The sequence below is a fragment of the Pseudaquabacterium terrae genome (assembly GCF_013266755.1).
GTDB classification, from domain to species: domain Bacteria; phylum Pseudomonadota; class Gammaproteobacteria; order Burkholderiales; family Burkholderiaceae_C; genus Pseudaquabacterium; species Pseudaquabacterium terrae.
Map to the genome: position 1 here is coordinate 660,726 of NZ_JABRWJ010000004.1, position 14,207 is coordinate 674,932.

The 14,207-nt window shown below is 69.4% G+C and carries 9 protein-coding genes; 5 read left to right on the top strand and 4 right to left on the bottom strand.

Annotation, left to right across the window (positions count from 1 at the left end):
- Positions 1–84: 84 nt before the first annotated feature.
- Positions 85–1,830 carry a response regulator gene (locus HLB44_RS15680; RefSeq protein WP_173124073.1) on the top strand — a complete coding sequence of 582 codons (1,746 nt, stop codon included), beginning with the start codon at positions 85–87 and terminating at the stop codon, positions 1,828–1,830.
- Between the two features lie 37 nt (positions 1,831–1,867).
- On the opposite strand, the gene HLB44_RS15685 is transcribed toward HLB44_RS15680, so the two are convergent.
- On the bottom strand, positions 1,868–4,585 hold the full coding sequence (locus tag HLB44_RS15685) for an ATP-binding response regulator (protein WP_173124075.1): 2,718 nt from the start codon (positions 4,583–4,585) through the stop codon (positions 1,868–1,870).
- A gap of 174 nt (positions 4,586–4,759) precedes the next feature.
- Here HLB44_RS15685 and HLB44_RS15690 point away from each other — a divergent pair, with 174 nt between their 5' ends.
- The gene (locus HLB44_RS15690) at positions 4,760–6,463 is read left to right on the top strand and encodes a GGDEF domain-containing protein (protein ID WP_173124077.1); all 1,704 of its coding nucleotides are present in this window, start codon (positions 4,760–4,762) and stop codon (positions 6,461–6,463) included.
- Between the two features lie 215 nt (positions 6,464–6,678).
- Entirely contained in the window at positions 6,679–8,013 is a 1,335-nt protein-coding gene (locus HLB44_RS15695; RefSeq protein ID WP_173124079.1) for a hypothetical protein, read from the top strand.
- A 35-nt stretch (positions 8,014–8,048) separates the two neighbouring features.
- Here the strand turns inward: HLB44_RS15695 and HLB44_RS15700 are convergent, their stop codons facing one another.
- Positions 8,049–10,985, bottom strand: a complete 2,937-nt coding sequence (locus tag HLB44_RS15700; RefSeq protein ID WP_173124081.1) for an ATP-binding protein — start codon at positions 10,983–10,985, stop codon at positions 8,049–8,051.
- 29 nt (positions 10,986–11,014) lie between these two features.
- Positions 11,015–11,275, bottom strand: coding sequence for a hypothetical protein (locus tag HLB44_RS15705; protein ID WP_173124083.1), 261 nt, complete (start codon positions 11,273–11,275; stop codon positions 11,015–11,017).
- 156 nt (positions 11,276–11,431) lie between these two features.
- On the opposite strand from HLB44_RS15705, the gene HLB44_RS15710 reads away from it, so the two are divergent.
- Together HLB44_RS15710 and HLB44_RS15715 are read left to right on the top strand one after the other, a co-directional pair.
- On the top strand, positions 11,432–12,526 hold the full coding sequence (locus HLB44_RS15710; protein WP_173124085.1) for a type IV pilus twitching motility protein PilT: 1,095 nt from the start codon (positions 11,432–11,434) through the stop codon (positions 12,524–12,526).
- Between the two features lie 24 nt (positions 12,527–12,550).
- Positions 12,551–12,937 carry a hypothetical protein gene (locus tag HLB44_RS15715; RefSeq protein WP_173124087.1) on the top strand — a complete coding sequence of 129 codons (387 nt, stop codon included), beginning with the start codon at positions 12,551–12,553 and terminating at the stop codon, positions 12,935–12,937.
- Positions 12,938–13,060: 123 nt separating this feature from the next.
- On the opposite strand, the gene HLB44_RS15720 is transcribed toward HLB44_RS15715, so the two are convergent.
- Positions 13,061–14,149: a hypothetical protein gene (locus HLB44_RS15720; RefSeq protein WP_173124089.1), complete on the bottom strand. Its 1,089-nt coding sequence runs from the start codon at positions 14,147–14,149 to the stop codon at positions 13,061–13,063.
- Positions 14,150–14,207: the final 58 nt, after the last annotated feature.

Sequence of the window (14,207 nt, forward strand, 5' to 3'; positions counted from 1 at the left end):
CGCTCGGATCTTTACGCCTTCCACGCGTCCCTCAAGCGAAGGTTTGCGCAAGTCGAAGAGCGTGTCGATACGCTGGTACCGCCCGTGGAGGAAGTCCGCACGCCGAGGGTCTTCGATAGCCTGGCAGCCGCCGGGCCGCGGCGGCGGCTCCCTCAGCAGCAGGGACAGTACCGAGCCGCGCCGCTGCGAAGGCGACTACGATGCCCCCACATCGGAGTTCGTCCCGTGAATGGGTCCTTGCCTGAGGCCGCGGCGCGCGGCCGCATCCTCATCGTCGACGACAGCCCGGCGGACCTGGAGTTCCTCGTCCGCACGCTGGGCGAGGCCGGCCACATTCCTTGCCCGGCGAACGCGGCGCAGCTGGCGCTGATGTTCCTCGAAGAAAACGTGCCCGACCTGATCCTGCTCGACATGCGCCTGCCCGATCTGGACGGGCGGGAGCTGTGCCGCCGCCTCAAGGCGGAACCGCGCACGCAGCGGGTGCCGGTGATCTTCGTCAGCGGCATGCAGCAAGTGGCCGACAAGGTGCAGGCGTTCGCCGCCGGCGCCGTCGACTACATCTCCAAGCCGTATCACGCCGACGAGGCGCTCGCACGCATCCGCACGCATCTGGCGATGCACCGGCTGGAGATCGCGCTGGAGGAGCGGATCGAAGCCCATGTGCAGGCGCAGGCGCGTGCCGAGTCGGCCAGCCAGGCCAAGAGCCGTTTCCTGGCCAGCATGAGCCATGAGCTGCGCACGCCGCTGAACGCCATCCTGGGCTATGCGCAGCTGCTGCGGCGCGAACCCGCGTCCGGCGACTGGCAGCGCCGGGCCCTGGACACCATCCACGACAGCGGCGAGCACCTGCTGGCCCTGATCAACGACATCCTCGATCTCGCGCGCATCGAGGCGGGCAAGCTCGAGCTCCAGCCCGCCCCGGTAACGCTCGCTTCCGTGTTGCGCTTCGTTGCCGGAACGGTCGAGTTGCGCGCGCAGCAAAAGGGTCTGCGGTTTCGGTGCGAGCTCGACCCGACGCTGCCGGAGGCCGTGGTCGTCGACGAGCGGGTGCTGCGGCAGGTGCTCTTGAACCTGCTCGGCAACGCGGTGAAGTTCACGGTCGAAGGCGGCTTCACGCTGCGTGCCACGCAGCGGCCGCAAGGGCCGGGCGCGGATGGTGTCGCGACGATCGTGTTCGAGGTCGAGGACAGCGGCCCCGGCATCGCCGCGAGCGACATCGAACGCATCTTCGAGCCCTTCGAGCAGGCCGGCGAGAAAAGCCAGCGCGCCGCCGGTACCGGCCTGGGCCTGGCGATCAGCCGACGGCTGCTGGAAGCCATGGACAGCGCGCTGGAGGTGTCGAGCGAGCCGGGCCGCGGCAGCCGCTTTTCGTTCACGCTCTCCCTGCCCATCGCGCAGGCCCAGCAAGCCGCCAAGCCGAAGACAGCCGCCATATCGGGTTACGAAGGGCCACGGCGGCGGATTCTGCTCGTCGACGACGTTCCGGCCAGCCGTTCGATGGCGGCGAGCATGTTGTCGCTCGTCGGCCTTCGCGCGCTGGAGGCGTCGCACGGTTTCGAGGCGTTCGAGCAGCTGCTTGCGGAGCCCGTGGACCTGGCGATCGTCGACGTCGTGCCCACCGGCACAGGGCTCGACACGATCCGGCGCTGGCGCGCCGATCCGGCGACCGCAACGCTGCCGCTGATCGCGTCGTCCGCCAACCCCTTCGAAGGCGACCGCCGCAGCGCGCTCGAGGCCGGAGCCGATGCCTTCCTCGCCAAGCCGCTCAACTTCACGACGCTGCTCGAGCAGATCGGCACGCTGCTGAAGCTGCGCTGGGTTCGCGGTTGACGCGGCGCACGACGGGCGACGGCCGGCGGCGCACCGGTCACGTGTCGAGCAGCTCGATCATCTGTGCGTACCGGAAGCGTTGGGCCAGCTGCCGCAGTTGGCGGGCCTGCGCCGCATTCGTCGCCTCGATGTTGGTGACCTCGCGCTCGATGGCCGGAATGTCCAGCGCCTGCAGCGCTGCGCGAAGGCGGGCGCGATGCTGCTCGGCCAGCGGGGTTTCCGGCGCGGCGTCCACCGGCGCCGCGGGAAGGGCGGACTCGTCGTAGACGAAGCGCAAGTCGAGCGCTTTGGCCATCGCCTGCAGCAGCAGCTCTTCATCGATCGGCTTGGTCAGCACCTCGACGCAACCAGCCGCGCGGGCATCGTCGCGCTGCCAGTCGAAACTGCTGGCGCTGACGGCGATGATCGGGGGCGACTCTGCGCTCGAGCGCTTGATCTGCCGTGCCGCCTCGTCGCCGTTGAGCACCGGCATGCGCATGTCCATGATGACGAGATGCGGGCGCCACTCGGCTGCGATCGTGACCGCCTGTTGCCCATCGCTGGCCTCGCGCAATGCGAAGCCGAGCGGGGCCAGCAGTTCCACGAGCAGCCGGCGGGCCTCTTCCTTGTCGTCGGCGATCAGCACGCGCGGTGCCGGTGGACCGCCGGCAATGGCGATCGGCCGCCGCGCGATGTGCTGCGCCACTGTTCCGCTGGACGGCTGCACGACCGGCGCTTCGATTTCGAACTGCGCCGTCGTGCCGCGGCCGAGCTCGCTGCGAAGCACCAGTTCGCCGCCCATCAACGCGACGTAGCGGCGGGTAAGCGCCAGCCCGATGCCGGTGCCTTCGCTCGCCTGTCGACCGGCTTCTCCCTGAACGAAGGCTTCGCCGAGCCGGGCCAGTTCCTCGGCAGCGATGCCCACGCCGGTGTCTTCCACCGCGAAGCCAAGCCGGCAGGTCGACTCGTCGTTCGACCACTGGACGGGCGCGGCACGCAGCACCACGCTGCCGCGCTGGGTGAACTTCATTGCATTGCCGACCAGGTTGATCAGCACCTGGCGCAGCTTGACGGCGTCCGCGCGCACGATCGCCGGCAGGCCGGGCACCGCCTGCACTTGCCAGGCGATCGCCTTGTCGCCGGCCGCGAGCCGGAACATCGAGCGCACCTCTTCCAGCAGCGGGCCGAGGGGGCACTCCTGGAGGTTGAGGTGGATCTCGCCGGCTTCGATCTTGGCCAAGTCGAGCACTTCGTCGATGACGACGTGCAGGTGTTCGCCGCTCTTGTGCACGATCTCCAGATCGCTGCGCACGGAGGGCGGCAGCCCGGGGTTGCGCTGCAGCAAACGCGTGAACCCGAGGATGGTGTTCAGCGGCGAGCGCAGCTCATGGCTGACGTTCGCGAGGAAGGCGCTCTTCGCCCGATTGGCGGATGCTTCGGCGGCAGCCAGGGCTTCGGCATGCTGCGCGTGGAGCAGGGCGTTCGCTTCCCGGCGGCGCAGGAACAGCGCGAGAGCACTGAACACGGCGACGCTCAACGCCAACGCGAGGGCCAACGCGAAGCGGCGCGTGGCCTCGCGTTCCTGCTGCACCCGCATCAGGGCCACGTCCTTGTCCTTCAGCGCGACGTCGAAGCGAACGTTCAGCTCGTCGACGCGCGCCGCATCCGCGGCGGCCGCGACGCGCCGGGTGGCTCCTTGCAGCGCGACCATCTCGTCATAGGCCTGCCGATGGTTGCCGAGCCGGGCGAATACCTTGGCTGCCGCAGCGTGGTACAGCGCGGCCTGGCTGGCATCTCCGTGCGGCGCGACGAGCCGCTCGGCCTCGTGCAGCGCGTCGATGCCGGCCATCGGCTGGCCGACCTCGACCAGCGCCCGCGAACGCGCGAGATGAAGGCGCAGCAGGAACGGTCGGTCCGGCAGCCGCGCGGCTTGGGCGCGGGACAGCGCCGTGTCGAGCTCCTTCAGCGCCGGGGCGGGTTGGTGCTGCTCGAGGTGCAGCTCGCCGAGCGACAGCCCGACGCGCACGCGCAGGTTGTCCATGCGCAACCCCTCGGCCAGCTCGGCCGCGCGCTTGAACGATGCCACGGCCTCGTCGTGCTTGCCGCGTCGCTGGTACACCAGTGCGGTTGAACGATGCAGCTCGAACAGCGTGCGCCGAAACGTCGGGTCGGCCAACGCAAGGGCCCGCTCCAGCAAGGCCAGCGCGGCTACCTCGTCGTCGGGCGACGGATTCAACGCGGTGCGCACGTTGGCCAGCTCGCTGAGAACGCGGGCCATCTGGTGGCGATCGTCGAGGCGCTCGTAGATCGCGAACGCCTTGCTCAGCGCGTCGGCCGCATCCGACTGGCGCCCGAAGGCGTTGGCGGCGACGCCGCGGCTGGCCAGGATCGCGGCCTGGCAATCGGCGAGGTGGTGCTCGGTGGCCAGCGCCGAGACTTCCGTATGGATGCGTTGCGCCTCCTCGTAGCGCTGCTCGAAGAGCCGCCGCTGCATGCGCAGCCGCAGAAACCAGCACAAGGCGTCAGGCTCTGCGAGCCGGCGCGCAAGCGGTTCGGCTCGTTCGACCGCCCGATGGTGGTCTGCCAGCCGTGAGCTGGCGAGGGTTCCGAGGCTCAACCGGCGCAGCGCGTTCACCTGGTCGGCCAACGTGCCGTTGCGCTCGGCCTCGGTCACATCGGTCTCGGCACGCTGCGTGTAGCCGATCGGATCCTGCTCGGCGGCCGCGAACTGCTCGCGCCAGCTCGGCTGAGCAACGGCGAGGCCGCAGGCGAGCATGAACGTGGCAGTCCCCAGGCGGGGCTTCCACTTCGCCACACGGCTTTTTTCGCAGCGCACCGCCGGACGCTAGCACGCCTGACCGGATTCTCAACACTTCTCAGGCACCCCGAGCCGTGGGCTCGCCGAGTCGAGATGACGGGCCATACTTCATCGGCCCGCAGGGTGATCCCGATGAACGATCGTCAACCGCCGCCCCCTGTCGCGCCAGCGAGCGCCGCCCTGTTGCTCGATCGCGCCGCCGAGGCGATCGCCCGCGGCGATCACCGGCAAAGCCTGGCGGACTCGGCACAGGCGCTGACCGCCCTGGCGCCGGAAGATGCGCCAGGTCGCGCGGCAGCGCTGCGCATGATGGCGCTGAACCGTACGCGCCTCGGCGAGAACGAGCCGGCGGTGTCCGCGGCCACCCAGGCGCTGGCGCTGTACCACGAGCTGGAGGACCGCGCCGGCCAGTCGGACACGCTGTCCACCTTGTCGATCGCGTACCACCAGCTGGGGCTGTACAGGGATGCGCTCGACGCCGGCGTGCAGGCGCAGGCCGCGGCGCGCGAAGCGGGCGACCTGCGCCTGGAGTGCTGGGCCCTGCTGCGCATCGGCATGGCCTACGAGCGGCTCGACGATCCGGCGCTGTCGGCGGCCCACCTGCGCGAGTCGCTGGCGCTGGCCCGCGTGCATGGCGGCGACGAGGAGGTCTTCGCCGCGCAGGTCAATCTGTCGGCCAACCTGCTGGGCCAGGCCGACCACCACCGCGACGCGGGCCACGACGCCGCGGCGGCCGCGGCGCTCGACGCGGGACGCGAATTCGCCACGCAGGCGCTGGCCCGGGCACGCGAGTCCGGCAACGTGCATCGCCAACTGGTGGCGATGCTCAATCTCGTCGGCGCGCTGCGGGGCAGCCGGGACACGGCCGCTGCGTCGGCGCTGCTCGACGACTGCCAAAGGCTCGCCCGGCAGCACGGCTTCCGGCCGATCGAGCTGATCGCAGCGTTCGAGCTCGCGCGCCTCGCGCAGCGCCGCGGCCAGCACAAACCCGCGCTGGACCGGCTCGCCGAGTTGCAGCCCCAGGTCCTCGCCGCGGGCGACGCCGAGCTGCGCCGCGAATTCGAGTACGCGATGTACCTGGCCAACAAGCATCTGCGCCGCTACCACCGCGCGCTCTTGCACCTGGAGCGGCATGCGAAGCTGGACCGCGAACAGCTGGTGCAACGCGCGGAGGCGCAGGCGCGCGTGCTGCTCGAACGCATCGAATTCGAACAGACCAAGCGCGAGCTCGACCAGGCGCGCACCGACATGCAGGCCGAGCGCGCGCGGTCGACGGAGTTGGAGGCGGCGCAGCAGCGCCTGCAGGCTGAAGCCGAAGCGATGGCGCGCGCCGCCGGCGAAGATGCCTTGACGCGCCTGCCCAATCGGCGGGCCGTGGAGGAGACGCTGCCGCAGCTGTTGAGCGCGAGCGAAGACGCGGGCACGCCGCTGTCGCTGGCCATGCTCGACGTCGACCATTTCAAGCGCGTCAACGATCAACACGGTCATGGCATCGGCGACGCCGTGCTCGCCGCGCTGGGCGACCTGCTGCGCGTGCAGACGCGCGCATCGGACCTGGTGGCGCGTGTCGGCGGCGAGGAGTTTCTCTTCGTGCTGCCGGGCGCAACGCTGGCGCAAGCGGCGGCCACCTGCGAGCGGTTGCGCCTCGCCGTCGCGGGGTACGCCTGGCCGACGGTGGCGCCGGGCCTCGCGGTGACGATCAGCGTCGGGCTCGCTATCCGGCGGCCCGGCGAAAGCGCGCCGGAGCTCATGAAACGCGCGGACGAGGCGCTCTATCGGGCCAAGCACGGCGGCCGCAACCGGGTCGCGGTCGACGAGGTAGTACCGGCGCCCTGAGCGTTCCCACAAGCGGGCTCGATCAGGCGGGCAATGCGCTTTGTTGTGGATTCCCTCATTCTGCGCACCGCATACTCGCCCGACGCTCTCGACCACACCAATCAGATTGCGATGTTGTTTCCCCCGACGATGCGTCTGGCTGTGGCCAGCTCGAACATGAAACGGCCGTGCGCCGAATGCGCGTGCATGGACGCCTGCGCGCAGCGGGAGCGGCCGTGAACCTTCAGCGCGTGCGGTCTTTCAGCGAGATGGGCGCATGCGTGCGGGAGCACCTGAAGGTTCCCGCGTGCGAAGCCGGGGCCTGGCGGCTCGTGGTGTTGGCGGGCGCGGCATCGGCGCCTCGCGCGTCACTCGCGCAAGCGCTGACGGTGTTGCACGAGCTGGCCAACACACGCGTGCCCAAGGTGCTGTGCGCCGGGCAACCCGGTGATCGCGTGGCCGCCGAAATCGGCGAACGGGCGGTAGAGCTGGGTTTCCGCCTGGTCCCGCCGGTACGCCCCGCCGACCTGCTCCCCTTCGGGCTCGTCGTGGTGCTCGCCGAGGAGGCGGAGCTGGCGGGATGGCACGCTGCGATCACGGCGCGCGAGCGCGCAAAAGCGATCGTCACGGTCGATGACGTCGTCATGCGCGATGCCGCTGCCGCAAGACGGCTGGCGGGTGCATTGCCGGCCGATCGATTGCTCGCGCTGTGGCCCGAACCGGAGCTGGAAGCGTCGGCACTCGACGAGGAACGCCTTGTCGCACCGGCGCCGGCCAAGGAACCGCCGGCCATCGTGGTGGCCCCGCACATGCGCTACTCGTCTCTCGAGGCGGTGAACGGCGAGGTCGAGCGGTGTGCGACCGTGCGCTCGCCCGGCGAGGTGGCGGCACAGGTGCATGCGGCGCTGCGCGGCGGCGTGCCGCGGCTCGTGATCGTCGGCGACCGCAAGAACGACGCTCGCTCGTCCCCTGCCGCGATGGCGCTCGTTCTGGCGGTCCTGACGGCCTGCGCCGCACGGCCCGGTCGGCGCACGCTGATGATTCAGCGCGCACCGCAGGTGGTGCGAGCGATGGTGACCGATCTGCGGCCGGACGAGCTGCGCATGGGGCGGCGCCCCTCAGGCACGGGCATCGTTGTCGATCCGCCGCCCGGCCTCGGGCCGACGAGCCTGATCGTCTGGTACGCGCTGCGCAAGGGCTACGAGGTGCTCGGTCACGACAAGCGCGGCCCCTGCGGGCCTGTCGATCCCGAGCTGGGTGCCACGCGGGAGGGTGCGATGGCCGGGCAAATCGCCACGGCGCTCGATGCGTCGGATGTCGTCGTTGCCGTGGCCGACTGGTGCCATGCGGCCGCGTTGCGCGCCGCGCTCGGCTCGCGCTCGCCCGATGCGGCCGTGCTCAGCGTCGTGCAGCCGATCAGGGCGGACAGCGAGCACGCGGCGCATCTCGTGCCGCGCCTGAGCTGGCTGCTCGCCACGGCGGAGGCCGTGAAGCTGCGGCCGCAACCGCAGCTGGAGTCTCAGCCGGTAGATGCGGCGGGGCTGATGCGGGAGGCGCAGCGGGTGCAGTGAAGGGTCGACGGCCAGATGCCGCGGCCACGTGCCGGCTACCGTCCGGCGGAGGTCGGCTGCACAGCCTGCGTGGCGATCGTGCGCAGCCGCTGGTATTCGAAGCGTGCCGCCAAAGCCGCCAAGCCATGCCCGAGATTCTCGTCGCGCACGGTCATCGCTTCGATGGCCTGCTCGATCGCACTGACGTCCAGCCGGCCCAGCGCGTCGGAGAGTGCCTGTCGCAGCGTGCCGGGCAGTGCGGTCAACGAGGCCTGCAGGCGGTCGTCTTTGACTTCGGGCTCGGGAGGCGGCATGTCGTCCTCGTAGGCATAGCTGATCCGCAGGTGCCGTGCGATCAGCTCCAGCAGCGCCTCCTCGTGGAAGGGCTTGCGCATGAAGTCGTCGCAGCCGCACGCCAGAACGGCCTGCCGCTCTTCCTCGAAATTGCTGGCCGTCAGCGCCACGATCACGATGCCCGAGCCGCCGCGTTCGGCCTTGATGCGCCGGGTGGCCTCGCGCCCGTCCATCACCGGCATGCGCATGTCCATGCATACCAGGTGCGGCGCCCATTGCGCGCACGCTTCGACGGCCTGCAGGCCATTGGCCGCTTCGCGCACCTCGAAACCCAAAGGCTCGAGCAGCCGCGCCAGCAATTGCCGGCCGTGCGGCTTGTCGTCGACCACCAGCACGCGCTGCGGCGGCGTGTTCGGCGCCAGGCGCGCGACGCGGCGCTGGGCGCTGATATCGCCGGCCTCGACCACCTGCAGCGGCAGCGTGATGGCGGCGGTGGTGCCCTCGTGGGGCACGCTGGTGAGCATGAGCTCACCGCCCATCAAGGCCACATAGCTGCGGCTGATGGCCAGGCCGAGCCCCGTGCCTTCGGCCGCGCGGCGGCCGGCACCTGCCTGGACGAAGGCCTCGCCCAGGCGCTGCAAGTCATCGCCGTCGATACCCACGCCCGAGTCGATGACGGCAAATTTCAGCCGCCGCGCCGCGCATTCGACACGCAGCCGCACGCGGCCACGCTCGGTGAACTTGATCGCATTGCCCAGCAGGTTGATCAGCACCTGGCGCAGCTTGATCGCGTCGGCCAGCACCCACTGCGGCGTGTCGCGGTCGATCGACACCTCGAGCGCCAGGCCCTTTTGCCGGGCCGACAGGGAGAACATGGCCCGCAGCTCGTCGAGCATCGCCATCAGGTCGACGGCGAGCAGCTGAAGCGTGAGCTGGCCGGCGGCCGCCTTTGACGCTTCGAGCACCTCGTTGATCAAGCGGTGCAGGTGCTCGCCGCTGCTGCGCACGATCTCCAGGTCGTGGCGCGCGCGTTCGCTGAGCGACGGCTCGCGCTGCAGCAGCCGGGTGAATCCGAGCAAGGCGTTGAGCGGTGAGCGCAGTTCGTGGCTCATGTTGGCGACGAACTCGCTCTTGGCCGTGTTGGCCGCTGCTTCGGCATCGGCGCGGCGCGCCTCCAGCGCGGCGAGCTCGCGGTGATGCTGCGCCTCGGCGCGAGCGCGCTCGGTCTGGTGGTGCACCTGCATGACCGTCGCGAGGTCCTCTGCCTGCCGCGTTGCCATGGCCTCGCGAGCGGCCGTCGCGCGCCGCTCGCACACCAGCGCCCGGGCCAGGTCGCCGACCGCCTCGTAATCGCGTGACAGCGCGGCCAGCCATTCGGGCGAAGCGGTGCGAGCCGCCGCGGCGGCTTCGGATGCGAGCGCGGCTTCGAGCCAGTGGATGGCCGCGCTCGGCGCCGGCGAGCCAGCGGGAACCGGCAGGGCATGCTTGCGCGCGATCTCCGCATAGGCGCTCAGGCAGTCGGAACGATGAACGCTCGACGAGGAACCCGCGTGCGTGCCCGGCGCGAGCGCTTGCTCGATCGCCGCCACCGCCTCGCCGGGCCGGCCGAGCTCGGACAGCGCCCGGGCCTGCCCCGTCAGGCCCTCCATGACCACGATCGGGCTGTCCAGGTGCTGTCCCACGCGCACCAGCTCCACATGCCAGCGAAGGGCCTCTGGGTGGTCGCCCTGCGCTCGCGCCAGCTGACCCGCCTCGTTGCACACGATGGACCAGTTGCGGTTGTTGCGGGCCGTCGACAGCTCGATCGCCTCGGCCAGCATCTCCTTGGCCGCATCGAAGCGGCCGAGCCTGCGAAAGCCGCAGGCGACCATGCTGAGCGTGGTGCCGATCACCCATGACCGTTCGGTGGTGCGCGCGTGCGCCAGCGCACGCTGCCCCCACTCCAGGCCGAGGTCGGGGCGGTTGAGCGTGTTGAACGCAGTCACCAGATTGCTCGAGATCTCCGCGGCGATCAGCGCGTGACCGATGCGCTGCGCCCATTCGTAGGCCGCTTGGTAGTGGGGAACGGAGTCAGCGCCGGATGCGCCCGACTGCGACGCCCAGGTGGCCAGGCACCGCTCCGCCATCAGGCACACGGCCGGATCGTCATGGGCCGTGCAGGCCTCGACCGCGGCGCCCCAGCGCAGCCTGGCCGCGGCGGGATCGACGAAGCCGGCCTCGCGCGCCAGCATCATGTCGACCAGGCGCTGGCGAACCGCTTCGCCGGCGCGCTCGAAGCAGCGCCGGGCTTCCTCGCGCGCCGCATTTCGCAGCGACACGTCCCCGCCGTATTCCGCGACCAAGGCAGCCACCAGGTGGGCGTCACCCATGCCCACCGCATCGTCGGCCGCCTCGAAGCGCCGCCGCGCCTGCGCCACCAGCGCGCGGGCCGCCGCCAGGTCCTGGGCCGCGGCTTTCGCTTCGGCCCGCACCAGCATCAATCGACCATCGAGCGCGGCATATTGCACATCGTCGGATGGCCGTCGGTCGGCGAGCAGCGCCTGCGCCTCTTCGACTCGAACGGCTGCGCGTTGCAGGTTCCAGCGCTCGTACCACGCCGAGCGCGTCAGCAGTGCCGCGAGCGGGAAGCCCTGCGTGGCCGGCCGCTGCGCGGCCAGGGCCGCGACGGCATCGGCCGAGCCGAAATACTCGATGTCCATTCCGCCACTCCCATCAAGTGGAGCTCACGTCAGCACGCCAGCGTGCGGCCCGGATGCAGCCGTTCCCAAGTCGCGGTGACCACCCGCTCGGCAGCGGCCACGGCACGCGCCATGTCATCGGACAGCGCCGTGTCATTGCGCGACAGCGTGTCGCGCTGTGCGCTCGACAGCGCCGCGGCCGACTCGCGCAACGATTCGATGATCGCCCGCGCCAACGCGCCGCTGCGGTCACGGGCGAGCAGGCGCTTCATGCGCACGACGTCCTCCTCGGTCACGAGCTGAATGGGCATGGTTCTTCTCAATGGCGTTGCGACATGCTAGGGCCGCTGTGATCGATATCGCATCGCGGCGTGATGGTTGTTGAACGTTGAGCTTCGTTGAGCCCTGCGGCCGGGGCTTACCCATAGACTGCCCCGACTCTCCACGCATATTCAGGAAAGCCCAGGATGAACAGGAACACCGCGACGCTGATGCGCGACCTCGTTACCGAGGTGCTCGACCTCGTCAATTCCGAGCGGACGTTCACCGATATTCACATCGAGCAGGATGCCCCGGTTCGCATCAAGACGCCGCGCGAATGGCAGACGCTGGGCGAGCCAGTGCTGTTCGAGGAGATGCAGGAACTGCTCAACAGCATCGACTACGAATGGGAGAACCGCCTGCGCAATGGGGCGATCGACCATCCGGTGGTGCTGACGAAGGCGCGGCTGCGTTGCAATGTCTATCGCACCTGCGGCGGCAAGAAAGTGGTGGTCGCAATCCGGCGCCTGCCGTTGCTGCCGCTGCCGCTGGACAAGACGGGGCTGCCGCTCTACATCAAGTCGATGTGCGAAGCGGCCAAGGGACTGGTGCTGGTGACCGGCTCCACCGGCGCCGGCAAGACGACGAGCACGGCCTCGATGCTCGACTACCTCAATGCCACCCGCAGCGCGCACATCGTCACGATCGAGCAGCCGATCGAATACATGATGACAGAGCGAAAGTCGCTCGTGTCGCAGAAGGAAGTGGGCAGCGACGTCGTCAGCTTCTCCGCCGGTCTGCGCGAGGCGCTGCGCCAACGCCCGGACGTGATCATGGTCGGCGAAGTGCGCGACGCCGAGACCGCCGAGACGGTGCTGCATGCAGCGGAGTCCGGTCATCTCGTGTTCGCCACGCTGCACACCTCCAGCGCGATCGGCGCGATCAACAAGCTGCTGTCGTTCTTTCCGATGGAGCAACGCCTGCAGCGGTCGCAGGCGCTGGCGGACGCCCTGGTGGGCGTGGTGTGCCAGTGCCTGGTGCCGACCGAGCGCGGCGAGTCCTTCGCGCTGGCCAGCGAGCTGATGTTCAACAACAACCGCCAGGTGTCGCAGTTCATCGCCGCGCCGGAAAAGGCGCATCTGCTCGGGGAATTCATGCGGCGCAAGGACGACAACATGTCGCGCACCCTCAACGACGACCTCGCCCGTCTGGTCGCGGCGGGAACCGTGGCGGCGCGCGATGCGCTGCGTGCGTCGTATGACCGGGCCGAGCTGCAGGACATGATTGCGCGGCCGCGCTGAAGCTTGCGCTTTGGCGAAGTTTCCATGAGCAGCGTCAATCGCATCGGCAGCCTCAGCCCGTTCATTCCGGTCCAACCGGTCACGCGGGTCGCGCCGAATCAAGGGAAGTCCGGTCGTGACGGCCGGGGGAACACCGCGCCCCAGCCCCAGGAGTTGGCCGCAACGGGCGACCTGTCTCGCCTGCCCGAACACCTGCGCTTGCAGGGCGCTTCCGCGGCGCCGCAACTGAGCCTGCCGCCATCGACCAGGCCAGCCCTCGATCCGGCGCGCGCAGCGGCGGCGCCGATCCCGGCCCCGGTGCTCGCCCGGCAGCAGCCGCCTGCCGGCAAGAAGCAAGGCTCGAAGAAGACGAAGCGCCGTCAGGCACCGCCGCAGCCCAGCTACCTCAAGCTGGCGCGCCGCGGGCGCTGAACCAGAGGGTGTAGGCCGGGGCGACATACGCCGTCGGCCATCTTCAAAACGCTGGCTTGGGCCTTTGTGGTCGATGCCCGGGTCTCTTCGGCCCGAAGGCGCCAGTGGCGAAGTGCGAAGCGCTCACCAACCGCGCTCGTTAGCCCGGTTCAGTGCCCCCAACAGCAGCTGGGCTGTGATGGCCTGGTCCATCACTTTGGAAATCTGGGCGGCCGACGGCTCTTGCCGGTGCCATTCTTTCGTGCCGGACTGGATGAGGTGATCCTTGACATCCTGGTTCGCATAGAAGTTCTGCAGGCTTTCGACATGGTCGCGTAGATGGGCGGGCACGGAAGCGAGATCGCTGGCCTTGATGCTCGCCTCCAGCGTCGTCGCAATGCGGCGAAGGGCGCCATTGTTTTCACCCAGCAGTATTCCGTTCCCGGAAGACAGCTTGCTCTGGACGTCCGACAGGTCGATATCAGACAGCTTGCCCGATTTCTCCAGGAGGATTTCCGTCGCGATCTTGGTGCGCTCGACATTGACTTTCGCGAGGTTCGCGGCGTCTATTTCAGCGGCCGTGAGGCTGGGGCCGCCCAACTTTCCTATCTGCTGCTTCGCACTGCTTGCCGCTGTCTTGAAGAAGCCCCCGAGATTCTTGGCAAATTGCTTCGCCGAGTTGGCCTTGCTCGAGCCATTGGACTCCAAGGACACTTCCGTCGGTGCGGTCGACGTCGTGGAGATCGTCGAATTGGTCGAGATGGTGGACGCGTTGGATGCAGTGGACGCGATCGATGACATCGAATCCTGCCGAATCGGCGTTGGCCGTGGTTTCACCCGGTCGTGTCTCTTGAGCCCGGGGCCATTTGACAGGAATTGCGGTTCCGTTTGCTGAGGCCCGGCGGCGGAGGGGAATGCAGGCGCGCCCTGCGGTTCCGCCTGCTGAACCTGGGTCCGGTAGCTCGCCGGATCGGGCATCCTCATCGTCCCGAAGCCCTGGCCCCCTTGCGACATCGCCTGCGATATTGCCTGCAGTTGCCCCAGGGTCATTCTTTGTTGGGGCGGAAGACTGGCCGAGGTGTTGACCCGCCCGGGCAAGCCGGGGCCGGGTTGTCCGGTCAGGAGGTGCTTGGGTGGCCTGGGTGGCTTGGCTGGCGGCGCACCCAAGTCGGTCGCTCCAGTCGGCGCCGGACCAACTCTCCAATTGTTGTTGTTGTTGATGCTGTTACCCATTTCGATGTCCCCTCAGCCAGAACGCGCTGCCGCGATGTTGCGCTGCAACAGGCCGGCG